Here is a 24,907-nt window from a genome sequence, read left to right on the forward strand (position 1 = left end):
GGAAACCGATGACCACCGCAGAAGACCTGATCGCGCGCTCGAACCGTCTCGGCGCCGATCCGAAGAACACCAACTACGCCGGCGGCAACACCTCCGCCAAGGGCACCGCGACCGACCCGGTGACCGGCCAGGACGTCGAGCTCCTCTGGGTGAAGGGCTCCGGCGGCGACCTCGGCACGCTGACGGAGAGCGGCCTCGCCGTGCTCCGGCTCGACCGGATGCGCGCGCTGGTCGACGTCTACCCGGGCGTCGAGCGTGAGGACGAGATGGTCGCCGCGTTCGACTACTGCCTGCACGGCAAGGGCGGCGCGGCCCCCTCGATCGACACCGCCATGCACGGCCTCGTCGACGCCAAGCACGTCGACCACCTCCACCCCGACTCCGGCATCGCGATCGCGACGGCCGCCGACGGCGAGGCGCTGACCACCACGATCTTCGGCGACCAGGTCGTCTGGGTGCCGTGGCGCCGCCCCGGCTTCCAGCTCGGCCTCGACATCGCCGAGATCAAGGCGAAGAACCCCCAGGCGGTCGGCTGCATCCTCGGTGGCCACGGCATCACCGCCTGGGGCGACACGTCCGAGGAGGCCGAGAAGAACTCGCTCTGGATCATCGACACTGCCGCCGCCTACATCGCCGAGCACAGCAAGGCCGAGCCGTTCGGTCCGGCGCTCGAGGGCTACGCGGCCCTCCCGGACCAGGAGCGGCGTACGAAGGCAGCGGCTCTCGCCCCCACGATCCGTGGCTTCGCCTCGGCGGACCAACCGATGGTCGGCCACTTCGACGACTCCGAGGTGGTCCTCGACTTCCTGGCCCACGAGGCCCACCCGCGGCTGGCCGAGCTCGGCACCTCCTGCCCCGACCACTTCCTGCGCACCAAGGTCAAGCCGCTGGTGCTCGACCTCCCGGCCACCGCGACCGTCGAGGAGAGCGTCGCCCGGCTGAAGGAGCTCGCGGTGACCTACCGCGAGGACTACCAGGCCTACTACGACCGTCACGCCGACGAGAACAGCCCCGCGATCCGCGGCAAGGACCCGCTCATCGTCCTCGTCCCGGGCGTCGGCATGTTCTCCTTCGGCAAGAACAAGCAGACCGCCCGGGTGGCGGGGGAGTTCTACGTCAACGCGATCAACGTCATGCGCGGCGCCGAGGGGCTCTCGACGTACGGCCCGATCGACGAGTCGGAGAAGTTCCGGATCGAGTACTGGGCGCTCGAGGAGGCCAAACTCCAGCGGATGCCCGCGCCGAAGCCCCTCGCCACCCGGGTCGCGCTCGTCACCGGCGCCGCCTCCGGCATCGGCAAGGCGACCGCGAAGCGGCTGGCCGCCGAGGGTGCCTGCGTCGTGATCGCCGACCTCGACCTCGCCAAGGCCGAGGCGGCGGCCGCCGAGATCGGCGGGCCGGACGTCGCCGTCGGCCTCGCCGCCGACGTCTCCGACGAGTCGGCCGTCCAGGCGATGTTCGCCGCCGCGGTGCTCGCCTTCGGCGGCGTGGATCTGGTGGTCAACAACGCCGGCCTGTCGCTGTCCAAGTCGCTGCTGGAGACCACCGAGCGCGACTGGGACCTCCAGCACGACGTGATGGCCAAGGGCTCGTTCCTGGTCTCGAAGGCGGCGGCCAAGGTGCTGATCGAGCAGGAGATGGGCGGCGACATCGTCTACATCTCCTCGAAGAACTCGCTCTTCGCCGGCCCGAACAACGTCGCGTACGGCGCCGCGAAGGCCGACCAGGCCCACCAGGTCCGGCTGCTGGCGGCCGAGCTCGGCGAGCACGGCATCAAGGTCAACGGGATCAACCCCGACGGCGTCGTCCAGGGCTCCGGCATCTTCGCCGGCGGCTGGGGCGCCAAGCGCGCCGAGGTCTACGGCGTCAAGGAGGAGGAGCTCGGCAAGTTCTACGCCCAGCGCACCCTGCTCAAGCGCGAGGTGCTCCCGGAGAACATCGCCAACGCCGTCTTCGTGCTCTGCGGACCGGACCTGACGCACACCACCGGTCTGCACGTCCCCGTCGACGCCGGCGTCGCGGCGGCGTTCTTGCGATGAGCAGACACCTCAGGGTTGCGGCGGTCGACCTGGGTGCCACCTCCGGCCGGGTGATGTCCGGCCGGATCGGTGGCGACCGGGTCGAGCTCGACGAGCTGCACCGCTTCCCCAACGCGGCGGTACGCGTCCGCGGCTCGCTCTTCTGGGACGTGCTCGGCATCCACCGTGAGGTGCTCGCCGGCATCCGCGAGGTCGCCCGGACCGGGCCGCTGGACGGCATCGGGATCGACTCCTGGGCCATCGACCACGGGCTGCTGGACCACGACGGCCAGCTGCTCGGCCAGGTCTTCAGCCACCGCGACGCCCGCGTCGAGGGGGTCGCCGAGAAGGTCGTCGCCCAGCTCGGCGCGACCAGGCTCTACGCCACGACCGGCATCCAGCAGCTCCCGTTCAACACGCTCTACCAGCTCGTCGCGGCGCGGGGGACGACCGTCCTCGACTCCGCCGAGACGATGCTGCTGCTGCCGGACCTGCTCGGCTACTGGCTGACCGGCGCCATCGGCGCGGAGCGCACCAACGCCTCGACCACCCAGCTCTACGACGTCCGCCACGGCACCTGGGCGGTCGACCTGTGCCAGGAGCTCGGGCTTCCCGAAGGGATCCTCCCGCCCCTCCGGGACCCGGGCTCCCTCCTCGGCCCGCTGCTGCCCGACGTCGCCGAGGAACTGGGCGCGTCCGCGGATGTGCCCGTGGTCGCGGTGGGCTCCCACGACACCGCCTCCGCCGTCGTCGCGGTCCCCGCGGAGACCCGGGAGTTCGCCTACATCTCCTCGGGCACCTGGTCGCTGGTCGGCCTCGAGCTGGACCGTCCGGTGCTGACCGAGGAGGCCCGGCTCGCCGACTTCACCAACGAGGTCGGTGTCGACGGCACCATCCGATTCCTCAAGAACGTGATGGGCCTGTGGGTCCTGTCCGAGTCGCTGCGCTCGTGGAGCGAGCGGGGCCACCAGGGCGCCGAGCTTCACTCGCTGCTCGCGGCCGCGGCGGAGCTCGAGCCGCTGCGTACGGTGGTCGACATCAACGATCCGCGATTGCTCTTCCCGAGCACCTCGGCCGACCCGATGCCGGAGCGGATCGCCGCCCTGGCCGCCGAGTCCGGCGAGGCGGTCCCGCACTCGCCGGCCGCGGTCACCCGCTGCATCCTGGACAGCCTCGCCGTCGCGTACCGCCGCCACGTCCGCACCGCGGCCACCCTCGCCGGCACCTCGCCCGAGGTCGTCCACGTGGTCGGCGGCGGCTCGCAGAACGAGCTGCTCTGCCAGCTGACCGCCGACGCCTGCGGCCTGCCGGTGCTCGCCGGCCCGGTCGAGGCGGCCGCGCTCGGCAACGTCCTGATCCAGGGCAGGTCCCTCGGGGCCGACCTGTCCGACGTGCCCGCGATGCGCGACCTCGTCCGCCGCTCCTACGACGTACGCCGCTTCGAGCCGCGCGACGGCCTCGACTGGGCCGCCGCCGAGGCGCGCATCTCCTGACCTGATCGACAAGAAGGCCCCACATGACCGACTCCCTCTCCACCGCCCGGCTCAGCCGCCGCGCGCTCTTCGGCGCCGCGGCCGCCACCCTCGGCACCGCTGCCGTCACCGGCGCGACCGGCACCATCCCCGCGCAGGCCGCCGAAGCCGCCGAGGCCGCGGCCTCCACGGGCCTCCCCGACGCCTTCACGAAGGCCTTCCGCAAGCCCGGCACCACCACCGCCGCCGGCTTCCGCTGGTGGTGGCCGCACGGCCTCGTCGACCCCGTCGAGATCGCCCGCGAGGTCGACCAGGTCGCCGACGCCGGCTTCGGCGTGCTGGAGGTCGCCGACGTCACCCACAGCCTGCGCGCCCGCAACATCGACATCGACGTCGCGACCTACGGCTGGGGGAGCGCCCCGTGGGTGGCCGGCGTGAAGGCAGCGCTCGCCCAGGCCGCGAAGCGGGGCGTACGTGTCGACGTCACGGTCGGTCCTTCCTGGCCCGCCGCGGTCCCGACGATCACGCCCGACGACGATGCGGCCTGCACCGAGCTGGTGCACGGGCAGGCGACGGTGACCGCCGGCTCGACCTACGACGCCGCCCCGCCCGAGCCCGTCGTGGAGCCGGCATCGTCGGTGACACGTTCGGAGCTGGTCACGGTGCAGGCCCACCGCGTCACCGGCTACGTACGCGACCGCAACAACAACATCACCAGCACGATCCTCGACCCAGCCTCCTACCTCGACCTGAGCGAAGAGGTCGACGGCGAGCACCTCACCTGGACCGCGCCGGCCGATCCCGCCGGCGCCACCTGGGTCCTGCTCGCCACCTGGCAGCGCGGCTCGGGCCAGGAGCCCGAGGCCGGGCCGCACACCTCGCCGCGCGCCTACGTCGTCGACCACTTCAGCCGCCGCGGCGCGCAGAAGGTGATCGACCTGTGGCAGGACCGGGTTCTCGACGGCGAGCTGCGAACCCTGCTCCGGAAGGCCGGCGGCTACCTCTTCGAGGACTCGCTGGAGATCGAGACCGAGGCGACGATCTGGACCCGAGACTTCCTCGACGAGTTCGAGGCCAGGCACGGCTACGACCTACGGCCGTGGCTGCCGTTCGTGCTGGAGAAGGACGAGAAGTACCAGTTCTCCCTGGCCGCCGCCGACCCGGCGACCGCGGACAACCTGCGCACCAACGAGATCCGCGACGACTACAACATCGTCCTCTCCGACCTCTACCGCGACCAGCACCTGCGCCCGATGCAGGAGTTCGCGAGGTCGCTGGGCATGGGCATCCGGATCCAGCCCTACGGCCTCGAGACCGACACCATGCAGCATGCGGCGGTGGTCGACGTCCCCGAGACCGAGTCGCTCGGCTTCAAGAACCTCGACGACTACCGTGTCATGGCGGCCGGTCGCGACCTCGCCGGCCACACGGTCCTCTCCTGCGAGGCGATCTGCTACAACGGTGCGGCCTACAACACGACCTGGGGCGCCAACGGCACCAGCCCGACCGCCCAGAACCAGGCGCTGTTCACCATCAACAGCATCTTCGTCGCGGGCGTGAACCAGCTGATGATCCACGGCTTCCCCTACGCCAAGGCACCCGAGGTGACCTGGCCCGGCTTCGCCGCCTTCTCGCCCTACTACAACAACGCGATCGGCTTCGGCGAGGCCTGGGGGCCACGCACCCCGCAGTGGGAGCACGTCCCCGGCATCGCGGCCTACCTCGCCCGCACCCAGCTGGTGCTCCAGACCGGGACGCCGAGGTACGACGTCGCCTTCTGGCGCCACAAGGGCTGGGCATCCACCGGCATCGGCCCGCAGTGGATCACCAACAACGGCACGAAGCTCGGCTGGTCGCACTCCTTCGTCAGCGCCTCGCTGCTCGCGCTCGACGGTGTCGACTTCGCCGAGGGCCGGCTGGCGCCGGACGGCCCGGCCTACAAGGCCGTCGTCGTCGGCCCCGACAACCTGCGCGGCAACGCGTTCACGATGGAGATCGACGGAGCGGAGCGGCTGCTCGCGCTCGGCCGCAAGGGCCTGCCGATCGTGCTCATCGGCGACTGGTCGCAGGTCACGCCGGCCGGCCGCGACGACGCCGCGGCGACCGCCGAGGTCCGATCGCTGATGGCCCGGATCGGCGCACTGCCGACCACCCGCACCGTCGCCGAGGCCGAGGTCGGCACCGCGCTGGCCGCCCTCGGAGTCGTACGCGACGTCGAGCACGCCGACTCCACCGTCATGCACGTCCGCCGGGTCACCGGCGACATCGACCTCTACTACCTCGCCAACGCGAGGCATGCCGAGAATCGCCGGCTCAACCCGGTGCAGCAGGACGTCTGGCTGACCGCCACCGACCGCGCCGCGGTGCCGTGGCTGCTGGACGCCTGGACCGGTCGGGTCACCCGGATCGCCGGCTACGAGCGCGCCGGCGACCGGGTCCGGGTCCGGGTCGATCTCGTCCCGGGCCAGTCCACCGTGGTCGCCCTCGCGGCCCCGGGCGCGGGCGTGGCCCGCTCCGTTCTCCCCGTCGCCACCGCTGGTCAGACCGTGGTGGCGCGGGGCGCCAACGTCGCGTTGCGCACGACGACCGCAGGCAGCTTCGACCTGACCGAGGCCGACGGTCGGACCGTGACCGTCACCGTCGACCGCGTCCGCGAGCCCGTCGTGCCGGCGTCGTGGCACCTCGAGGTCGAGGACTGGAAGCCGGCCAACCCGGCCGACCCGAAGGACCTAGCCACCACGAAGGAGGTCATCGCCCGCGACCTCGTGGAGCTGCAGTCCTGGTCGAAGGTCGCCGGCCTCGAGGACGTCTCCGGCATCGGTCGCTACCGCACCACCGTCGACCTCGGCACCGACTGGACCGATGATGATGGCGCCTTCCTGGAGCTCGGCGAGGTCAACGACACCTTCCGGATCCGCATCAACGGCGAGCTGCTGCCGCCGTGCGACCCGATGGACCCGGTCGTCGACCTCGGCCACACGCTGGTCCCCGGCTCCAACACGATCGAGGTCGAGGTCGCCTCGACCCTGCTCAACCGGCTGCGCACCGTCACCCCGTCGGTATACGGCGTGGCGGCCAGGCAGAGCTACGGGCTCGCCGGACCGGTCCGCCTGGTGCCCTACGTCAGCACGACGCTGAGACAGGAGTGAACCGTGGCAGCCTCGGGCGGCGTACGACCTTCCACCGACCTTCCGGAGGACGAGGTGGAGGTGCTGGCGCTGTTCGCCCGGGGCTACACGATCGAGCGGATCGCGCGGGCGCTGGGCGTCTCCGAGCGCACCGTGCGGAGGCGCCTGCGGGCGGCTGCCGATGCGCTCGGCGCGGGGACGAGTGTGGAGGCGGTCGTGCGGGCCGTACGCACCGGACTCATCTGAACTGATTTGATGGCACGACAACACGAAGGAGGCTGCCGATGCGAGTCGCGCTGATGGTCACCTGCATCAACGACGCCCTCTACCCGAGCACGGGGCAGGCCGTCGTCCGCCTCCTACGCCGTCTCGGCGTCGAGGTGGACTTCCCCATGGCGCAGACCTGCTGCGGGCAGCCGATGGTCAACACCGGCTATCTGGACGAGGCGGTCCCGGTGGTGCGTACGTTCGTGGACGCCTTCGCCGGCTACGACGCCGTCGTGACCCCGTCCGGGTCGTGCGCCGGCTCGGCTCGGCACCAGCACTCGATCGTCGCCCGCCGCTCCGGTGACCCGGCCCTCCAGGAGGCCGTCGCGGAGGTCGGGCCGAAGGTCTACGAGCTCTCCGAATTCCTGGTCGACGTCCTGAAAGTGACCGACGTCGGCGCCTACTACCCGCACCGGGTGACCTACCACCCGACCTGCCACTCGCTGCGGATGCTGGGAGTGGGGGACCGGCCGAGACAGCTGCTCGAGGCGGTGCGCGGGATCCGCCTCGTCGACCTGCCCGGCGCCGACCAGTGCTGCGGCTTCGGCGGCACCTTCGCGGTCAAGAACGCCGACACCTCGGTCGCGATGGGTGCCGACAAGGCCCGCCACATCCGCGAGACCGGCGCCGAGATCGTGGTCGCCGGCGACAACTCCTGCCTGACCCACATCGGCGGTGTGCTCTCCCGGCAACGTTCGGGCGTACGCACCGTCCACCTCGCCGAGATCCTCGCTTCGACCGAGGCGCGCTCGATCGAAGGAACGCTCCGATGAGCGGGACCTTCGTCGGCATGCCCGCCTTCCCGACGGCCGCCCGCGAGGCCCTCGCCGACTCCCAGCTGCGCCACAACCTGGCCCACGCCACCGGCACCATCCGCGCCAAACGGGCCAGGGTCGTCGCCGAGGTGGAGGATTGGGAGGAGCTGCGCCTGACCGGTGCCGCGGTCAAGGAGCGGGCGCTGCTCGACCTCGACACCCAGCTCGTACGCCTCGAGGAGACCCTCACCGCCAACGGCGCGACCGTCCACTGGGCCCGTGACGCCGCCGAGGCCAACGCGATCGTCGCCTCGATCGCCAAGGCGCACGCCGCGGAGGAGGTCGTGAAGGTCAAGTCGATGGTGACCCAGGAGATCGGGCTCAACGAGGCGCTGGCCGCCGACGGCATCGCGGCCTGGGAGACCGATCTGGCCGAGCTGATCGTGCAGCTCGGCGACGACCTGCCGTCGCACATCCTCGTGCCGGCCATCCACCGCAACCGGGCGGAGATCCGCGAGATCTTCCGGTCGAGGATGGCGGCCGCGGGCCGCCCTGCGCCGGAGGACCTGACCGACGAGCCGGCAGTGCTCGCGGCGGCGGCCCGGGAGCACCTGCGCGAGAAGTTCCTGCGCGCCAAGGTCGGCGTCTCCGGCGCCAACTTCGCGGTGGCCGAGACCGGCACCCTCGTGGTCGTCGAGTCGGAGGGCAACGGCCGGATGTGCCTGACCCTGCCCGAGGTGCTCGTCTCGGTGGTCGGCATCGAGAAGGTCGTCTCCCGCTGGGAGGACCTCGGCCCGATGCTCCGGCTGCTGCCGCGGTCCTCGACCGGCGAGCGGATGAACCCCTACACCTCCACCTGGAGCGGCGTCACCCCCGGCGACGGCCCGCAGGAGGTGCACGTCGTGCTGCTCGACAACGGTCGCACCCGGGCGCTCGCCGACGAGGTCGGCCGGCAGGCGCTGCGCTGCATCCGCTGCTCGGCCTGCCTCAACGTCTGCCCGGTCTACGAGCGCACCGGCGGCCATGCGTACGGCTCGGTCTACCCGGGCCCGATCGGCGCCATCCTCAACCCGCTGCTGAAGGGCGTCGGCCACGACGACCAGACCGACTCCCTGCCGTATGCCTCGAGCCTGTGCGGCGCCTGCTTCGAGGTCTGCCCGGTACGCATCGACATCCCCTCGGTCCTGGTCGACCTGCGCGCCCAGGTGGTCGACGCCCACCGAGGTGGCGTGCCGAAGCCGGAGGCCGCGGCGATGAAGGGCGCGGCGTACGTCCTGGGGCGCTCGCGCCGCCTCTCCGCCCTCGAGCGCCTCACCGGTCTCGGGATGCGCTTCGCGCGCCGCTTCGGCCCCACCGCCTGGACCGGCGCGCGCGACCTTCCACACGCCCCGGGGGAGAGCTTCCGGGCCTGGTGGCAACGTGCGAACGGCGGAAAGGACGACGCATGACCGACGCCCGCACCGAGATCCTCGCCCGAGTCCGCGAGGCACTCGCCGGCTCGACGCTCGAGCCCGCCGAACCCTCTGCGCCGCGGGACCTCGCGCCCGTCGTGACCCCTGACGTCGTCGACCTCTTCGCCGAGCGCGTGGCCGACTACCGTGCCGTGGTCGAGCGCTGCCGAGCCGACGAGCTCGAGGACCGCATCGCCGCCGCGCTCCCGGCCGGTCAGGTCGTCGTCCCGCCCGGCCTGTCGGTCCATGTCCCCGGCGACGTCGTCGATGACGGCACCCTGACCGCCGCGGAGCTGGACCGGATCGCGGCCGTCGTCACCGAGGCCCGCGTCGGCATCGCCGAGACCGGCACGATCGTGCTCGACCACGCCCCCGGCCAGGGCCGCCGAGCCATCTCCCTGGTTCCCGACACCCACATCTGCATCGTCCGCGAGAACCAGGTCGTTCCCGACGTACCCGACGCCGTCGCCCTCCTCGACCCCGCCCGGCCGCTGACCTGGATCAGCGGCCCCTCGGCCACCAGCGACATCGAGCTCGACCGTGTCGAGGGCGTCCACGGTCCTCGCACCCTCCATGTTCTGGTGGTCGCCCGCGAACAGTGACCGGATCCGGCCACGACCCTTCCGGTCCTTGTGACGGTCGTCATAGTCTCCGGGTAGCAGTGAAACGTATCAATCACGCTCCGGAGGACCCTCATGAAGCTCCGTCTGGCCGCGATCGTCATCGGCGTGCTCGCCGTCTCGATCCCCGTCCCGGCCGCCGCGGTGGACGGCGCGACAGCCACCCACCTCACCGTCTCGCAGCTGTCCTCGCCGCGTGACGTCGAGGACCTCGGCTCGCCGCTGCTGGCCTGGCAGGTCCCCTTCGCCGAGCAGAGCGCCTACCGCGTACAGGTCGCCCGGATCAGCGAGGGCATCGGCGCAGCCGGCGTCTGGGACTCCGGTCGCGTCACGTCCTCGGCGAGCACCAACGTGCCCTACGCCGGTCCGAGGCTCGAGCCCGAGCAGACCTACCGATGGCGCGTACGCACCTGGGACGGCCGTGGGAAGAGCTCTGACTGGTCGGAGGTCTCCACCTTCACCACCGGTCCCAGGCAGGAGTGGGGCCAGGCCCAGCCCATCTGGCTCCCCGCGGCCCGCGCGACCGCCTGGGGCGACGTCACCATCGACACCACCTTCCGGATCGCGACGCAGAACGCCACCATCGCGTTCCGCGCGCAGGACACGAACAACTACTACATGTGGCAGTTCCGAGGCGACGGGGTGAACACCTTCGCTCCCCACAAGCGCGTGAGCGGGACCTTCACCCAGCTGGACTCGGTGCCGCTGCCCGAGCCTCTCGTCCGCGGCACCTCCTATCGGCTGCGCATCGAGGCAGCGGGAACCACCATCCGCACGTGGCTCGACGACACCCTCATCGACACCCGCACGCTCACCGACTTCGCTGCCGGCTCGGTCGGCTTCCGCACCGGCGGGTCCGAGCGCAACGCGTGGGACGACCTGACCGTCACCTCCGCCTCCGGCGAGGTCCTCTACGCCGACGACTTCTCCGCCGGCAGCGACTTCGCCTGTGGCGCCGCCGTGGGCGGCTGGCTCGAGGTCGGCACGAACGCCAACTGCCTCTACGGCGTCGCATCGCAGGACTGGGCCTTCCTCCGGCACGAGTTCACGCTGCCTGACAAGCCGATCGCCGCCGCCACCCTCTATGCGACCGCATCCTCCACCGCACCGGGCCGGCAGTACGTCTACAAGGCCTGGCTCAACGGCCGGTTCGTCGGCCTCGGCCCGACGCAGCCGATCCGCGGCGAGGCCCGCTACGACGGCTTCGACGTGACCGCCGCGCTGCGGCCGGGGGCCGGCAACGCGATCGGCGTACTCGGCTGGACGAGCAGCGACCGGCGCTTCCTCGGCCGGCTCGTCGTGGAGTACGCCGACGGCACCCGCGACGTCGTCGTGAGCGGCCCGCACTGGCGGACCCTCGCCGGGGCGAAGACCTTCCCCGCCGCCGGCAGCATCGGGACCTCGTTCTTCTCGGCGCCGAAGGAGAACCTGCAAGCGGCCCACTGGCCCGACGGCTTCGCCGAGCCGGGCTTCGACGACGCCGCATGGAGCGACGCGGCGGTGCGTCCGGCCTTCGGCGACCTCCGCGCCGCCCCCACGGCGAAGGTGCAGCAGCAGCTGAAGGAGCCGGTCACCGTGGTGGAGAGGGCGCCCGGGCACTACTTCATCGACTACGGACGTACGTGGATCGGCGGTCTCTCCCTGGACCTCGACGGCACGGCAGGACAGGTGCTCGACCTCCGGTTCGGCGAAGAGCTGTCCGCGCCCCAGACGGTGCGGTACGCCATGCGCACCGGCAACACCTACCAGGACCGGTGGACGCTGCGCGCCGGCGAGCAGCACCTGGAGACCTGGGGCATGCGGGTCTTCCGCTACGCCGAGGTCATCGGTGCTCCCACCGGTCTGGGCGCGGCCGACTTCCCGGCCCTGGCGCAGGTCTATCCCTTCGACACCGACGAGGCGGTCTTCGACTCCGCCGACGACGACCTCGACCGCGTCTGGGAGCTGTTGCGCAACACGATCGAGGCCACCAACCACGACCTCTACGTCGACTCCTGGAGCCGTGAGCGCGGTGCGTACGAGGCCGACAGCTACCTGCAGATGATGGCCAACTTCTTCGTCTCCAGCGACCCGACCCTGGGCAACTACTCCCTGGAGTTCCTGCTCACCCGCAGGACCTGGCCGACCGAGTGGCCGATGTACACGATCCTGGCCTTCCACGACTCCTGGCAGCAGACCGGTGACACCGCGGCCCTGGCCCGCAACTACACCGCGCTGCAGGAGAAGCTGCCTCTCGAGTGGGTCGAGCCGTCGACCGGCCTCATCCGGAAGGACACCGGTCTGACCGGCGGCACGTGCACCGACTGCGACATCGTCGACTGGCCGGCCTCGGAGCGCGACGGCTACGTCTTCCGGCCCTACAACACTGTCATCAACGCGATCGGCCACCGCTCGTTCCGCGACATGGCGGAGATCGCGACGGCGCTGGGCCGCGACGGTGACGCGGCGACGTACACCGCCATCGCCGACCGGCTTCGGACCGCTGCCGACGACAGGCTGTGGGACCCGGACAAGGGGGCCTTCCGCGACGGCCTCGACGCCGACGGCACGCCGATCCAGCACTGGGCGTTCCAGGCCAGCGTCTTCGCCACCGCGTTCGGGCTCGCCGAGGGCGAGGTCGCACAACGGGCTGCGGACTACATCGGCACTCGTGGCATGGCCTGCAGCGTCTACTGCGCCGCCTTCGTCCTCGAGGCCCTCTACGAGGGCGACCGCGGAGACGTCGCACACCAGCTGCTGACCAGCAACGGCCTCCGCAGCTGGCTCAACATGATCGCGAAGGGCGCCGGCGCCACCGCCGAGGCCTGGGACACCTCGCTGAAGTCCAACATGACGTGGTCGCACCCCTGGGCGGCGTCCCCGGCCTACAACGTGCCGCAGGGCATGTTCGGCATCGAGCCGCTGGTGCCCGGCTACGAGGAGTTCCGCGTCCGGCCGCAGCCCGACGGCGTCCCGTGGGCGCATGTCACGCTCCCGACCCTCCGCGGACGCATCGGTGCGGCGTACGCCACGACCGCGCGCGGCATCGACGTCGGCGTGAGCGTCCCGGGCAACTCCCGGGCCGAGGTCCTCGTGCCGTCGTCGTCCGGAGACCAGCTGTTCCTCGACGGGCGCCCGGTGCCCGCGACCCGTGAGGGCGAGTACCTGGTGATCCGGGGCGTGCCCTCCGGCTGCCACGTGATCACCACGACCTCGGGCGAGAGCCCGGAGGTCGAGCGGCTTCGCGCCGTCTGCTGAACCCGAACGCTGAACCCGAAGGCTGAACCCGAAGGCTGAACCCGAAGGCTGTGGCCGGACCCGGCCACGGCAACGTATCAACTCGCTCGGAGGACCCCATGAAGCTCCGTCTGGCCGCGATCGTCACCAGCGCCCTCGTCGCCACCAGCCTCTCGGCCGCCGTCTCCCCGTCAGGGGCGGCCTCGGGCAACACGGCTCCTGACCGGCCCGTCGGTCTGGCCGTCGACGACGTCCGCCATCCCCTGAACACCGACCTGACGCCACGATTCGGCTGGGTGCCCCAGGACAGCGACGCCAACGAGGTGCAGACCGCCTACAAGATCGAGGTACGCGACGCGGCCGGTGAGATCGTCTGGGACTCCCGCAAGGTCACCTCCGCGCAGCAGTCCTACGTCGACTACGCCGGGGAGGCCCTCGAGCCCGGCAGCAGCTACACCTGGCGGGTCATGACCTGGGACCGCCACAGGCTGCCCTCACGGTGGTCCGAGAGGGCAGCGTTCGAGACCGGCATCGGCGACACCGACTGGGCCGGCGCGAGCTGGATCAGGCGACCACCGGGCACCGCTGACAACCCCGCCCAGGAGCGCGACGAATGGACCCTGGCCCGCACCGAGGTCGACGTTCCGGACGGCAGGGTCGTCCGTGCCCGCAGCTACCTCGCCGCCAGCCACACCGCCGAGCTCTATCTCGGCGGCGAGCAGGCCGACCGGATGAGCAACTTCGGCTACCCGAGCGAGGGCTACTACCAGGCCGCGGACGTCACCCACCTGGTCACGCCCGGCGAGCCCCTCGCCCTCGGGCTCAAGCTGCACTGGTTCAGCGGCGGCCAGGGCCGCGCCGCGGGCACCCCCGGCGCGCTCCTGAAGCTCGAGCTCACCTACGCCGACGGCGAGACGACCACGATCGTCACCGACGGCTCCTGGAAGGTCCGCCGCGGCCCGTACGTCACCGTCGGCACCCGCAACGGCGAAGGCCTGTGGATCGAGCACCTCGACGGCCAGGCCGCCGCGGCGATCGGCGACTGGACCGCGCGCGGCTACGACGACACGACCTGGAACGCCGCGGTCGTCCTCGGACGGCATCCGGTGGCGCCGTTCACCCACCTCGAGGGCCAGCAGACCCGGCTCGAGGAGACCGTCGTCCACCCCGAGCGCATCCTCCGGGCCGGCGACGGCACCCCGGTCGCCGACTTCGGCCGTATCATCCCGGCACGCCCCGGCGTCCACTTCGACGACGGCATCGCCGGGCGACAGGTCCCGATACGGGCCGGCTATGACCTCGCCGACACCGGCCGGGTCTCGACCACGGGCCTCTCGACGCAGAGCACCAACATGTCCTTCCCCTACACCCAGGCCGCCGGCGTCCAGGACTACCGGGCGGTCGGCCACCTCGGCTTCCGCTATCTCGAGATCCCGGGCGCGGGGGAGGAGATCACCGCGGAGGACGTGACCGCGACCGTCGTCCACACCGCCTACGACGAGGACGGTGCCGCCACCTTCGAGAGCTCGGATGCCGTCCTCGACGACGTCTGGGACCTGATGGACCGCTCGCTGCGCTACTCGGTCCAGGAGACCTTCGTCGACACCCCGACCCGTGAGCAGGGCCAGTTCCTCCACGACACCGCCAACATCTCGGTCGGCCTGATGTCCGCACAGCGCGAGCGGGTCGCCTCGCGCCAGGCGATCCGGGAGTTCCTGCTCAGCCAGGAGCGCTACTGGTGGTCCGGCAACGACGCCGGCCGCTACAACGCGGTCTACCCCAACGGCGACGGCAAGCGCGACATCCCCGACTTCACCGAGGTCGTCCCCGACTGGATCTGGCGCTACTACCTCGAGACCGGCGACAAGGCCGTCCTCGCGGACGCCTACGACAACCTCACCGCCACCGCCGGCTACATCCGCCGCCACATCGCCACCAGCGGCCCGACCCAGGGCCTGGTCACCAACCTCTCCGGCGGCTCCGGCCAGTACCTGTACGGCATCGTCGACTGGCCCGCCCACGGCCGCTTCGGCTACGACATGACCACCGCCGCCAGGACGACGGTCAACGCCCTCGGCGTCGACGTGCTCCGTAAGGTCGCGCTGATCGGCGAGGAGCTGGACCGACCCGACGCCGAGATCGCCGGCCTGCGCTCGGATGCCGACGCTCTCGCCGCACGGATGAACCAGACGCTGCGCAAGGCCGACGGCACCTACGTCGACGGTCTGTTCGCCGACGGCACCCGGTCCGCCCACGCCGGCCAGCACGCCACCTCGTACGCCATCGCCTTCGGCATCGCACCGGCCCAGGACGTCCCCGCGCTCGGTGAGCACCTCGCGGGCATGGGGATGAAGCAGGGGCCGATGACCGCCCACGTGCTGCTCGAGGCCCTCGCCGACTCCGGAGCCGAGGAAGGCGTCCTCGACCTGCTCACCGACGAGGACGACTACGGCTGGGCCGGCTGGCTCGCGAAGGGCGGCACCTTCACCCCCGAGGCCTGGGAGCTGAGCGGCTCGGCCAACAGCGCCTCCCACGGCTGGGGCTCGCGCGGCATCGTCGACATCACCGAGTCGGTGCTCGGCATCCGCACCACCGCCCCCGGCGCCGCCGAGGTAGAGCTCGGCGTCCCGGCCACCGGCCTGACCCACGCCAACGGCTCCGTGGTCACCCAGCGCGGCCGCGTCGCCTCCGCCTGGACCCGGACAGCCGACACCATCACCCTCCGCGCCACGATCCCGGTCAACGTCACCGCCGTCGTACGCCTCCCCGAAGGCTCCTACCTGGCCACAGGCCCCGGCGGGACCGCCCCGGAGCGCCTCGGCACACAGAGCGGCATCACCTCCTACCGGATCGGGTCCGGCGAGTGGAACTTCACGAAGGGAGCGTGAGCAGCCGGTGACTCCGCTAACCTGCCGCAATGCGCCGAATCGCCGCGCCGGCCGCGGTTCTCCTGCTCGGGACGATCCTGGCCGCCTGTGGCACGAGCGAGCCGCAGGAGACGGACTGGCCCGACGGGCTGACCGCCTACCTCGACCAGACCCGGCTGCAGCGCAACACCGGGGAGGCGTTCGTACGCCTCGTCAACGACACCGGCTCCTCGATCGAGGTCTCACGCCTCGAGGTGAGCAGCGACCGGTTCCGGGCCGGATGGAAGGGCTCGGAACCGGTCGACCCCGAGATGGACTTCGACTTCGACATGCCCCGCGGAAAGTGCGGCGAGGGCGGCGACGCCGACCTGACGATCACCTGGCGCGAGACAGGCAAGGAGGAGTGGCGCACCAGCACAGGCACAGCCGAGGACAGGTACGCCAACATCGACCGCCTCCTCGACCGCGACTGCGCCGAGCGCACCCTGACCGAGGCGGCCGAGATCACCGTGGGCGAGCCCCGGGTCGAGGGCGAGGGCAAGCAGAGCGTCTTCGTCCTCCCGGTCAGGTTCGCCCCGACCGAGAAGGCCCCGGAGGTCACCTTCGACGGCTGGGAGGGCACCGTGCTCTTCCAGCTCGCCTCCGAGACGCCCACCTGGCCGCGCTCGACCCCGCACCCGATGACCGGCGAGCCGACCACGCTGGAGCTGCGGGTCCTACCCGCCCGGTGCGACCCGCACGCCCTGGCCGACGACAAGGTCGGCAGCCTCTTCCGGGTCCACGTCGGCGGTCCCGGCATGCCCGAGGAGGCGGCCTACTTCCTGCCGCTCAGCAAGCCGCAGAAGGCCGCGCTCTACGACTTCCTGCCCGGCCACTGCGGCTGGGAGTGAGGCAAGAGTTCACCAGGTCGTGACCTCGGGAGCCCCTATCGGGGTAGGCCAGGTAGCAGAATTACCTGCGTCCGTAACGCACACACTGGAGGATTCATGTCCGGGAAGAACCGCTCCGTGCTCACCATCGTCAAGCTGCTCCTCGCAGCCCTCGTCGCCACCACCGGCCTCGTCGGTGCCGGTCTCGCCACCGCTCCGTCCGCGAGCGCCTACTACAACCCGAGCTGCACCCACAGCGGCTGTGCGGAGGCGCGCAGCTCCAACAGCACCTGGAAGTCGATGGGCTATCCCTCCACCCGCGGCTGGTACGACTGGGCCCCCACCGGAACCTGCAACTTCGCCGGCGGCACCTACAACAACTACGAGGGCGAGCTGCCTACCGGCCGCTCCTACCTCGAGTTCGACGTCACCCCGCGCGCCTGTGGCGCCGCTCGCCAGTCCTACCGGATCGTCGTCGACCGCAGTTCCGGTGCGGTGTACTTCACCCCGGACCACTACAGCACCTTCTACAAGCTGGTCTGACTCCTCGAAGGGGCCTCTGGCCTGGGCCGACACCGACGCGCTCGCCCAGGTCAGAGGCCCTTTCGTACGCCACGTGCAACCTGAGACCCCGCTGAGACGTTCTGGACACGACGCCGAGGATCGCGTCGGGCGTGGGAGCCCGCCGTACCCTTAGTGGCGTTTGTGACCGCGGGAGGGGACAACTTGAGCTGGCAGGGCAATCCGCCTTACACACCCACGCCGAAGCCGAAGAAGAAGCGGGTGAAGAAGGTTCTGAAGGCCTTCTCCGTGCTGATTCTGGTGGGCGCGCTGATCGGCACCCTGGGTGTGATCGTGGCCTACAACGCCATCCCGATCCCCAACGCCAACGCCGCCTACGAGAAGGAGACCTCCTTCGTCTACTACCGCGGCGGCAAGGAGGAGATCGGCCGTTACATCGCCGACTCCCAGGACCGTGACTCGCTCCCCTTCGACGAGATCCCGCAGCTGATGAAGGACGCGGCGGTCGCCGCCGAGGACCGCACGTTCTGGAAGAACAGCGGCATCGACATCAAGGGCATCGTGCGCGCGCTGGTCAACAACAACACCGGCGGCACCCAGTCCGGTGCCTCGACGATCACGCAGCAGTACGTCAAGAACCTCTACCTCACCCAGGAGCGCACCTACACCCGGAAGGTGAAGGAAGCGGTCATCTCGCTGAAGATCAGCCGGCAGAAGTCCAAGGAGGAGATCCTCGCCGGCTACCTCAACACCATCTACTTCGGCCGCGGCGCCTACGGCATCGAGGCCGCCTCGAACGCCTACTTCGGCAAGCCGGCCGCCGAGATCAACCTCCGCGAGGCGGCCGCGCTGGCCGCGATCCTCAACGACCCCAACGACCTCGACCCGAGCAACGGCGAGGAGGCGGTCGCCGAGCTCGACGGCCGCTACCGATACGTCATCAACTCGATGGTCAAGATGGGCATGGTCGACGCCGCCGAGGGGGAGAAGGCCAAGGCCGCGCTGCCGAAGTTCAAGAAGCCGCGCTCCGACAGCCGCTACGGCGGCCAGAAGGGCCACGCGCTCAAGCTGGTCCGTGACGAGCTCCTCAAGCTCAAGGACGAGCAGGGCAACCCGCTGGTCACCGAGGACGAGATCAACGGTGGCGGCCTGCGGATCACCACCACGCTGACCAAGAAGACGATGAAGACCGTGGAGGAGGCGGTCAACGACGTACGTCCGGAGGACAAGAATGCGTACGTCGAGGGCGACGTCTCCGACGAGCTCCACGTCGGCGCGGCCACCGTCGACGTCAAGACCGGCGCCCTGCGCGGCTTCTACGGCGGCCAGGACTACCTCGACTCGCAGATCAACTGGGCCGCGAGCAGCGCCACCATGGCCGGGTCGACGATGAAGGCGTTCACGATGGCGGCGGCTCTGAAGGCCGGCTACTCGCTCAAGGACACCTGGGACGGCAACTCTCCCAAGGACTTCAACGGCCTGCCGGTACGCAACTCCGGCCAGAGCGCCGCCGACCCGAACGGTCACAGCTACGGCGCCAACGTCAGCAGCCTCCAGGCGATGGAGGACTCGATCAACACCGCCTTCGTGGAGATGTCCGACTCCCTGCCCAACGGCAGCAAGGACGTCTACGACATGGCCGTACGCGCGGGCATCCCGCGCGGCGACCGCAGCGACGCCAACTACCCGGGCATCCCGATGAAGTCCGGCGGCGACATGCGTCCCGACAACTTCCTGCTCACGCTGGGCAACTCGACGGTCAGCCCGATCAACATGGCCAACTCCTACGCCACGATCGCCAACGGGGGAGTGCACAACGACGTCTTCGTCGTCTCCAAGGTGGTCGACGCCGACGGCACCGTGCTCTACGAGCACGACGACACCGAGACCCGCCGTCGGGCGATGGACGAGGAGGTCGCCGACGACACCTCCTACGCCCTCCAGCAGGTCGTCTCCAGCGGCACCGGCCAGGCCGCCAGCGCGGTGGTCCAGCCGGCCGCCGGCAAGACCGGCACCGCGACCAACGACAAGGACGAGGTCTCCTCGGCCTGGTTCGTCGGCTACACCCCGCAGCTCTCCACCGCGGTCGCCTACAGCCGGGGGCAGGGCAGCGGCGCCCTCGACGGCTGGCTCGACACCTTCTTCGGCGCCGACTACCCGGCCGACACCTGGGTCGAGATCATGGGCCCGCTGACCGACGAGCTCGACTACGAGGAGTTCCCGCCGCCGGCCTGGCTCGACGGCGACGCCCCCGAGGAGGGTCACGCGCCCTACGTGCCGCCGAGCCCCGACCCGACGCCGACCGAGAAGCCGTCGCCGTCGAACACCCCGTCCCCGACCCCGACGCCGACGCCCACGCCGACGCCGACCCCCACTCCGACTCCGACTCCGACGCCGACTCCGACGCCGACCAAGTCGCCCGGTCCGCCGGACCCTGATCCCGACGACCCGTCGACCGAGCCCGGTCCGGTCTGACGTGGCCCCGGTCCGCATCAGATGACGTGTCAACGCTTGCTGGGGGACCTCACTTCCCGCCACCTTGCTCGACACGGTTAGATAGAGCCCGTGTCTGTGATCGCCCCCGTTGACGTCCACGATGACACCGCTCTGAAGGCCTGGTACGCCGTGGAGGCGGCATCGATGGCCTTCGACCGACCCTACGCGTCACATCGCACCTACGAGGCGCTGGCCAACTCGGTGCGGATGCCGCACGACCACGGCCGCCGGGTGCTGCTCGCCGCGAAGGAGCAGGGCGAGACGATCGGCATCGCCGAGCTCGATCTCCCCGAGGAGGAGCGCAGCCACGTCGTCGAGCTCGGGATCCACGTCCTCCCCGTGCACCGCTGGCGCGGGGTCGGCACCGAGCTGTGGCGAGCCGCCGACGACGTACGCCGCACCAACGGCCGCACCCTGACGACTGCCGAGGTGACCATCCCCCCGAAGTCCTCCCTGGCCTTCGCACGGGCGCTCGGCTTCAAGTCCGTACGCCGCGAGGACCATCTCGCCGCCGACCTCCCGCTGCCGCACAAGCCCTTCAACGTGCTCGGCTACGAGATCCTGATGTGGGAGGACCGCACCCCCGAGGACCTGCTCGCCCAGTTCGTCGGCCTGCGCAACCAGATGGGCAAGGAGATGCCCGGCAAGTCCCAGGAGGACATGGTCGCCCACACCGCCGACCGCATCCGCTCGGCGGAGAAGAGCACCGCCCGCTCCTACGACCGCATCACCGCCGCCGCCCGCGAGATCCTCACCGGCGAGCTGGTCGGCTACTCGGTCATCTTCCTGGCCCACGGCAGCGACGAGGCCATCCAGGACGACACCTTCGTCAAGTCCGCCCACCGTGGCCACAAGCTCGGCCTGGCCCTCAAGGTCGCCACCCTCGCCGCCGTGCAGCGGGACCACCCCGAACGCACCAGCATCCACACCTGGACCGACCCGTCCAACGACGTGATGCAGCGCATCAACCGACAGTTCGGCTTCCGCAAGATCGAGCTGATGCACGAGGTCCAGCGCACCGATCGTTGGTAGGCCGTGCGGGGCTCGAACCCGCGACCCAAGGATTATGAGTCCTCTGCTCTAACCGACTGAGCTAACGGCCCGCGCAGATCCTAGCGGGCGCTACGCGGCTTTCGTGTCATCGGCCAGGGCCTGCTCGGGCCGGCGAGGTGCCATTCCGGAGATCGGAATTTCGTCTGGGTCGAAGCGACGGGCCGGTCGGTGTCGAGCCAAGGTGTATCCACTTCGCAACTGTGATGGAGGTCACGCCATGATTGAGGTCAGCCATTCCCTTCCTGTCAACGACGGGACCCTTCCCGAACTCTCGCTCGACGCCATGTGGGAGGGCCTTCTCGAGAAGGCGCGCAACCCGCTCCCGTATGTCAAGGCGATCACCGAATGCACGATCGTCGAGGAGTTCGAGGGCGGGCTGGTCCGCGACGTTTCACTGCACGGTCAGAGTGCGCGAGAAGTGGTCACCTTCTACCCCAAGGAGCTCGTTCACTTCGTTCGTACCAGAGGCATGCCGGGCACGATCGACAACAAGCTGGCCGTCGATGACAACGGTGACCTGCAGCTGACCTTCAGCTTCCGGCTCGTCGTCCCGGGCGCCGAGGTCGGCAGCAACGAGGAGCGGGAGGTCGCAGACGCTATGGTCGCCGACTACCTCGACGCCGTCCGGACGACGATCGCCGCGGTGCGCGACCGCGTCGCAGCCGCGGTCTGAGCGGGGCTTGGCATGGCAAGCGACTTCACGACGACGGTCTTCGACCTTGTCGACGCCCAGGATGCGGCCGGCGTGGCAGCCCTCTTCGTCGCGGACGGAAGCCTTGCGTTCGGCAACAATCCGCCGCTGGTCGGGCCGGAGCAGATCGAGGCCGGAGTTGCTGGTTTCTACGGAACCATTGGGGGACTGAGTCACGACGTCATGCGGGAGTGGAACTCGGGCGGCGACACGGTGGTCGAGCTCCGGGTCACGTACACAAGGCGTGACGGTGGGAAGGTCACCATCCCGTGCGTATCCATCTGGAACCGTTCAGACAATGGGCTGATCACGACCTACCGGGTCTACTTCGACCTCGCTCCGGTGTACGCCTGAGCCGGACGCACGCATCGACGAGGGGCTGGGAAACCAGCCCCTCGTTTGCTGTTGGCACCTTCGGTTGACCCGGTGCTCCGAGTTTCGCGCAGCGGAATCTGGGCGCATCGGCAGTGACTGAGGCCACATGGAACGGCCAAGGTGTATGTACTTAGGCCGCTTTTCAGGTTTCACGGAGGTTTAGATGTTGGAGCGCACGATCCAAGAGGCGGAGAGCCGTAGTTCGACGACGAACAAGACAGTGAACTTCCCGATCAACGCTTGGTACGTCGCGGCCTGGGACCGCGAGGTGACTCGCAAGCCCAGCGCGGTCCAGGTGGCCGACCGACCGCTCGTCCTCTACCGGACCGAGGACAACAGGCCCGTCGCCCTGGCCGACGCATGCTGGCACCGTCTTGCCCCGCTCTCCATGGGCGAGGTGATCGGAGACGACATTCGCTGTCCATACCATGGCATCGTCTACAACCCCGCGGGCCGTTGCGTGAGCATGCCGGCACAGGAGTCGCTCAATCCGAGCGCTTTGGTGCCGTCGTTCCCGGTCGTGGAGCGACACCGCTTCGTGTGGGTCTGGGTGGGCGATCCGCTCGCCGCGAATCCGGACTTGATTCCCGACATGCACCAGATGGACGACCCGGCGTGGGCCGGTGACGGCGAGACCATCGAGCTGGACTGCAATTACCAGCTCGTCATGGACAACCTGATGGACCTGACGCACGAGGAGTTCCTCCACACGAGCAGCATCGGTGGCGGAGGCCTCAGCGAGAGCGACTTCACGGTGGAGCATGACGATAACAAGGTCCGGCTGAGCCGCTGGATGATCGACATCCCTGCAGTGCCGTTCATGAAGGCGCAGATGCGCGCCCAACACGGCTATGACGGCAACGTCGACCGCTGGCAGCTGATCGAGTACGGCTTCCCCTCGGTGATTCGGATCGATGTGGGCGTCGCCAAGACCGGAACAGGAGCCCCCGAAGGTGACCGCAGTCAGGGCATCAACGGCTTCGTGATGAACGCGATCACCCCGGTCTCCGCGACCAAGACGAAGTATCACTGGGCCTGGATGCGCAACTACGATCTCCAGAGCCAGCTGCTGACGAGCCAGATCAAGCAGGGCATCAGCAATGTCTTCAAAGAGGACACCGCCATGCTCCAAGCACAGCAGCAGGCCATCGAGTCGAACCCGGACTACGAGTTCTACAACCTCAACATCGACGGCGGCGGCATGTGGATCCGCAGGATCCTCGAACGTGCCCTCGAGGCGGAAGGTCGACCGGTCCGTCTCTGACGGCTCGGGGAGAATCAGATGGGTGCCACGAATACTGAGGTCTGGCAGTTCGCAACGGTGGTCGCGACGCGCGCGGTCGCTGATGACGTTCAGCGGATCGAGCTGGAACCGGACCGACCCGCCAAGGCGGACCCGGGTTCTCACATCGATGTGAGGGTCCAGATCGGGGAAGTTTCGGATAAACGCTCGTACTCGATCGTCGAGTCGAAGGACGATGGCAGGACACTGGTCATCAGTGTTCAGCGGGCGCCGGCGTCCCGCGGTGGTTCGACGTACATGCACACGCTCAAGGCCGGTGACCGGATCGAGATCACGCAGCCTCTCCAGAACTTCCCGCTGCGTATCGGCGCACCGAAGTACATTCTGCTCGCGGGCGGCATCGGGGTGACAGCGATCGCCGCGATGGCGTCGGCTCTGCGCCGTGTCGGAGCGAACTACCACCTTGTCTATGCCGCCCGGAGCAGCAACGTCATGGCCTATCGTGCCGAGCTCCTGGAGGAACATGGGGACCGAGCAACCATCCACCTCGATGACGAGGACGGACTTCTCGATATCGAGGCGCTGATCAAGGAAGCGGATGGCACGACTGAGCTCTACATGTGCGGCCCCATCCGCCTCATGGATGCAGTACGACGCAGCTGGGACGTTGCCGGCCGAAGCCTGCCCAACCTGCGGTACGAGACCTTCGGCAACAGCGGCTGGTTCGAGCCCGAGACGTTCGACGTCTTGATCCCGCGACTGGACGTCAGGGTCACCGTCGGACCCGACGTATCTATGCTTGAAGCCCTCGAGGGCGCGGGCGTGGACATGATGTTCGACTGCAGGCGCGGAGAGTGTGGACTTTGCGAGGTCCGCGTGGTCGATCTGGACGGCGCTATCGACCACCGTGATGTCTTCTACAGCCAGCGACAGAAGGATGAGGCCGTCAAGATGTGCTGCTGCGTCTCACGCGCGGTCTCGAGGGCAGATCAGGTTGACCGCCCGAGGGTGACCATCGACGTCCCGTGATGTGGCACGGAAGGCGCCCGGCCGGGATCAGCCCGACCGGGCGCCTCCGTCTTTCGTCGATTCGCGGATGTCGCTGGACGACCCCTTCAGGACGGCCCGCTCCGGCTCATGAGGTCCACGGCACATGTGATCGACTGCGGTTCAAAGCCGCTGGCGAAGTCGGCCAGGACGAGCGTGGCCGTGGCAGCGAGATGCATGGCCATCAACTGCGTGGCTCGATCTCGGTCGCCCTCGGTGACTGCCTGGAGCAAAGCGACGTGCTCCTCGTGGCGTTCCCCCACCGCCCCAGGATGCTCGGCGCCGTAGAGCCGGCGGTAGCGCTCGCTCTGGGCGGCGTAGGACGCGATAGTCCGGCCGACGAAGTCGCCGACCCTGATCACGAGAATCTCGTGGAATCGGTCGTGGAGGATCGACCATCTGTCGAGGTCGTCCTCCCCTCCCGCACGATTCATGGCGCGAAGAACCTGTCCCGCCTCCTTGCGCTCGGCGACGGTCAGTCGTCCCGCGGTCGCATGGATGCCGAGGCACTCCAGTGAGATCCGCGCAGCGTAGAGCGTGTCCAGCTCTTCAGGATCGAAGCCCTTGACCCGTGGGCGCTGGTTGAGATCCGCCTCGACCAGTCCCTCCTCCTGGAGCATGCGAAACGCCTCGCGGGTCGGAGTCCTGCTGACAGCGAGCAGTTTGGAGAGTTCCGCCTGGTTGAGAACCGTGCCCGGCGGGAGGACGCCGGTCATGATCAACCGGCGCAGGTGGTTGTGCACGGTCGCACTGGTTCGCCTGGGATCGCTCACCACCGGAAACGGGTGGCCGGCGAGCAGGACGCGGAGCGACATGG

General features: G+C 69.7%; 18 protein-coding genes and 1 tRNA gene. 17 read left to right on the plus strand and 2 right to left on the minus strand.

What is annotated here, in order from left to right:
• Positions 1-8: 8 nt before the first annotated feature.
• The 13 genes from HD557_RS07200 (at position 9) to HD557_RS07260 (ending at position 20,713) form a co-directional block, all read left to right on the plus strand.
• Positions 9-2,039, plus strand: a complete 2,031-nt coding sequence (locus tag HD557_RS07200; protein ID WP_196873399.1) for a bifunctional aldolase/short-chain dehydrogenase — start codon at positions 9-11, stop codon at positions 2,037-2,039.
• A complete protein-coding gene (locus HD557_RS07205) occupies positions 2,036-3,511 on the plus strand; it encodes a rhamnulokinase (protein WP_196873400.1) in 1,476 nt (491 codons plus the stop codon). The genes HD557_RS07200 and HD557_RS07205 overlap by 4 nt, the downstream gene beginning before the upstream one ends.
• Positions 3,512-3,534: 23 nt before the next feature.
• The gene (locus HD557_RS07210; protein ID WP_196873401.1) at positions 3,535-6,639 is read left to right on the plus strand and encodes a glycosyl hydrolase; all 3,105 of its coding nucleotides are present in this window, start codon (positions 3,535-3,537) and stop codon (positions 6,637-6,639) included.
• A gap of 3 nt (positions 6,640-6,642) precedes the next feature.
• A complete protein-coding gene (locus HD557_RS07215) occupies positions 6,643-6,864 on the plus strand; it encodes a helix-turn-helix domain-containing protein (RefSeq protein ID WP_196873402.1) in 222 nt (73 codons plus the stop codon).
• Positions 6,865-6,902: 38 nt separating this feature from the next.
• Positions 6,903-7,658 carry a (Fe-S)-binding protein gene (locus tag HD557_RS07220; RefSeq protein WP_196873403.1) on the plus strand — a complete coding sequence of 252 codons (756 nt, stop codon included), beginning with the start codon at positions 6,903-6,905 and terminating at the stop codon, positions 7,656-7,658.
• Entirely contained in the window at positions 7,655-9,088 is a 1,434-nt protein-coding gene (locus HD557_RS07225) for a lactate utilization protein B (RefSeq protein ID WP_196873404.1), read from the plus strand. The genes HD557_RS07220 and HD557_RS07225 overlap by 4 nt, the downstream gene beginning before the upstream one ends.
• Positions 9,085-9,693 (plus strand): LutC/YkgG family protein, encoded by a 609-nt coding sequence (locus HD557_RS07230; RefSeq protein WP_196873405.1) that lies wholly within the window; start codon positions 9,085-9,087, stop codon positions 9,691-9,693. The genes HD557_RS07225 and HD557_RS07230 overlap by 4 nt, the downstream gene beginning before the upstream one ends.
• 93 nt (positions 9,694-9,786) lie before the next feature.
• Entirely contained in the window at positions 9,787-12,948 is a 3,162-nt protein-coding gene (locus tag HD557_RS07235; RefSeq protein ID WP_196873406.1) for a family 78 glycoside hydrolase catalytic domain, read from the plus strand.
• 98 nt (positions 12,949-13,046) lie between these two features.
• A complete protein-coding gene (locus HD557_RS07240) occupies positions 13,047-15,815 on the plus strand; it encodes a family 78 glycoside hydrolase catalytic domain (protein ID WP_196873407.1) in 2,769 nt (922 codons plus the stop codon).
• Positions 15,816-15,844: 29 nt separating this feature from the next.
• A complete protein-coding gene (locus tag HD557_RS07245) occupies positions 15,845-16,684 on the plus strand; it encodes a hypothetical protein (protein ID WP_196873408.1) in 840 nt (279 codons plus the stop codon).
• A 96-nt stretch (positions 16,685-16,780) separates the two neighbouring features.
• Positions 16,781-17,206 carry a ribonuclease domain-containing protein gene (locus HD557_RS07250; RefSeq protein ID WP_008364211.1) on the plus strand — a complete coding sequence of 142 codons (426 nt, stop codon included), beginning with the start codon at positions 16,781-16,783 and terminating at the stop codon, positions 17,204-17,206.
• A gap of 240 nt (positions 17,207-17,446) precedes the next feature.
• On the plus strand, positions 17,447-19,660 hold the full coding sequence (locus HD557_RS07255; protein ID WP_307785554.1) for a transglycosylase domain-containing protein: 2,214 nt from the start codon (positions 17,447-17,449) through the stop codon (positions 19,658-19,660).
• A 90-nt stretch (positions 19,661-19,750) separates the two neighbouring features.
• Positions 19,751-20,713, plus strand: a complete 963-nt coding sequence (locus HD557_RS07260) for a GNAT family N-acetyltransferase (RefSeq protein ID WP_008364213.1) — start codon at positions 19,751-19,753, stop codon at positions 20,711-20,713.
• Here the strand turns inward: HD557_RS07260 and HD557_RS07265 are convergent.
• Positions 20,708-20,784, minus strand: a tRNA-Ile gene (locus tag HD557_RS07265). The two genes, HD557_RS07260 and HD557_RS07265, sit on opposite strands and share 6 nt — an antisense overlap.
• A gap of 167 nt (positions 20,785-20,951) precedes the next feature.
• Here HD557_RS07265 and HD557_RS07270 point away from each other — a divergent pair.
• From HD557_RS07270 to HD557_RS07285, 4 genes are all read left to right on the plus strand, one after another.
• On the plus strand, positions 20,952-21,407 hold the full coding sequence (locus tag HD557_RS07270) for an SRPBCC family protein (protein WP_196873410.1): 456 nt from the start codon (positions 20,952-20,954) through the stop codon (positions 21,405-21,407).
• A 12-nt stretch (positions 21,408-21,419) separates the two neighbouring features.
• Positions 21,420-21,779 carry a nuclear transport factor 2 family protein gene (locus tag HD557_RS07275; RefSeq protein ID WP_196873411.1) on the plus strand — a complete coding sequence of 120 codons (360 nt, stop codon included), beginning with the start codon at positions 21,420-21,422 and terminating at the stop codon, positions 21,777-21,779.
• Positions 21,780-21,963: 184 nt separating this feature from the next.
• Positions 21,964-23,064 (plus strand): aromatic ring-hydroxylating dioxygenase subunit alpha, encoded by a 1,101-nt coding sequence (locus tag HD557_RS07280; RefSeq protein WP_196873412.1) that lies wholly within the window; start codon positions 21,964-21,966, stop codon positions 23,062-23,064.
• A gap of 18 nt (positions 23,065-23,082) precedes the next feature.
• A complete protein-coding gene (locus tag HD557_RS07285; RefSeq protein WP_196873413.1) occupies positions 23,083-24,072 on the plus strand; it encodes a PDR/VanB family oxidoreductase in 990 nt (329 codons plus the stop codon).
• Positions 24,073-24,158: 86 nt separating this feature from the next.
• On the opposite strand, the gene HD557_RS07290 is transcribed toward HD557_RS07285, so the two are convergent.
• Positions 24,159-24,905: a GntR family transcriptional regulator gene (locus tag HD557_RS07290; protein WP_196873414.1), complete on the minus strand. Its 747-nt coding sequence runs from the start codon at positions 24,903-24,905 to the stop codon at positions 24,159-24,161.
• Between the last annotated feature and the right edge of the window lie 2 nt (positions 24,906-24,907).

This window comes from Nocardioides luteus (assembly GCF_015752315.1).
GTDB lineage: Bacteria > Actinomycetota > Actinomycetes > Propionibacteriales > Nocardioidaceae > Nocardioides.

Coding starts and splice junctions, on each gene's coding strand:
- HD557_RS07200 (WP_196873399.1), top strand. CDS start 9: ATGACCACCGCAGAAGACCTGATCGCGCGCTCGAACCGTCTCGGCGCC.
- HD557_RS07205 (WP_196873400.1), top strand. CDS start 2,036: ATGAGCAGACACCTCAGGGTTGCGGCGGTCGACCTGGGTGCCACCTCC.
- HD557_RS07210 (WP_196873401.1), top strand. CDS start 3,535: ATGACCGACTCCCTCTCCACCGCCCGGCTCAGCCGCCGCGCGCTCTTC.
- HD557_RS07220 (WP_196873403.1), top strand. CDS start 6,903: ATGCGAGTCGCGCTGATGGTCACCTGCATCAACGACGCCCTCTACCCG.
- HD557_RS07225 (WP_196873404.1), top strand. CDS start 7,655: ATGAGCGGGACCTTCGTCGGCATGCCCGCCTTCCCGACGGCCGCCCGC.
- HD557_RS07230 (WP_196873405.1), top strand. CDS start 9,085: ATGACCGACGCCCGCACCGAGATCCTCGCCCGAGTCCGCGAGGCACTC.
- HD557_RS07235 (WP_196873406.1), top strand. CDS start 9,787: ATGAAGCTCCGTCTGGCCGCGATCGTCATCGGCGTGCTCGCCGTCTCG.
- HD557_RS07240 (WP_196873407.1), top strand. CDS start 13,047: ATGAAGCTCCGTCTGGCCGCGATCGTCACCAGCGCCCTCGTCGCCACC.
- HD557_RS07245 (WP_196873408.1), top strand. CDS start 15,845: ATGCGCCGAATCGCCGCGCCGGCCGCGGTTCTCCTGCTCGGGACGATC.
- HD557_RS07250 (WP_008364211.1), top strand. CDS start 16,781: ATGTCCGGGAAGAACCGCTCCGTGCTCACCATCGTCAAGCTGCTCCTC.
- HD557_RS07270 (WP_196873410.1), top strand. CDS start 20,952: ATGATTGAGGTCAGCCATTCCCTTCCTGTCAACGACGGGACCCTTCCC.
- HD557_RS07275 (WP_196873411.1), top strand. CDS start 21,420: ATGGCAAGCGACTTCACGACGACGGTCTTCGACCTTGTCGACGCCCAG.
- HD557_RS07280 (WP_196873412.1), top strand. CDS start 21,964: ATGTTGGAGCGCACGATCCAAGAGGCGGAGAGCCGTAGTTCGACGACG.
- HD557_RS07285 (WP_196873413.1), top strand. CDS start 23,083: ATGGGTGCCACGAATACTGAGGTCTGGCAGTTCGCAACGGTGGTCGCG.
- HD557_RS07290 (WP_196873414.1), bottom strand. CDS start 24,905: ATGTCGCTCCGCGTCCTGCTCGCCGGCCACCCGTTTCCGGTGGTGAGC.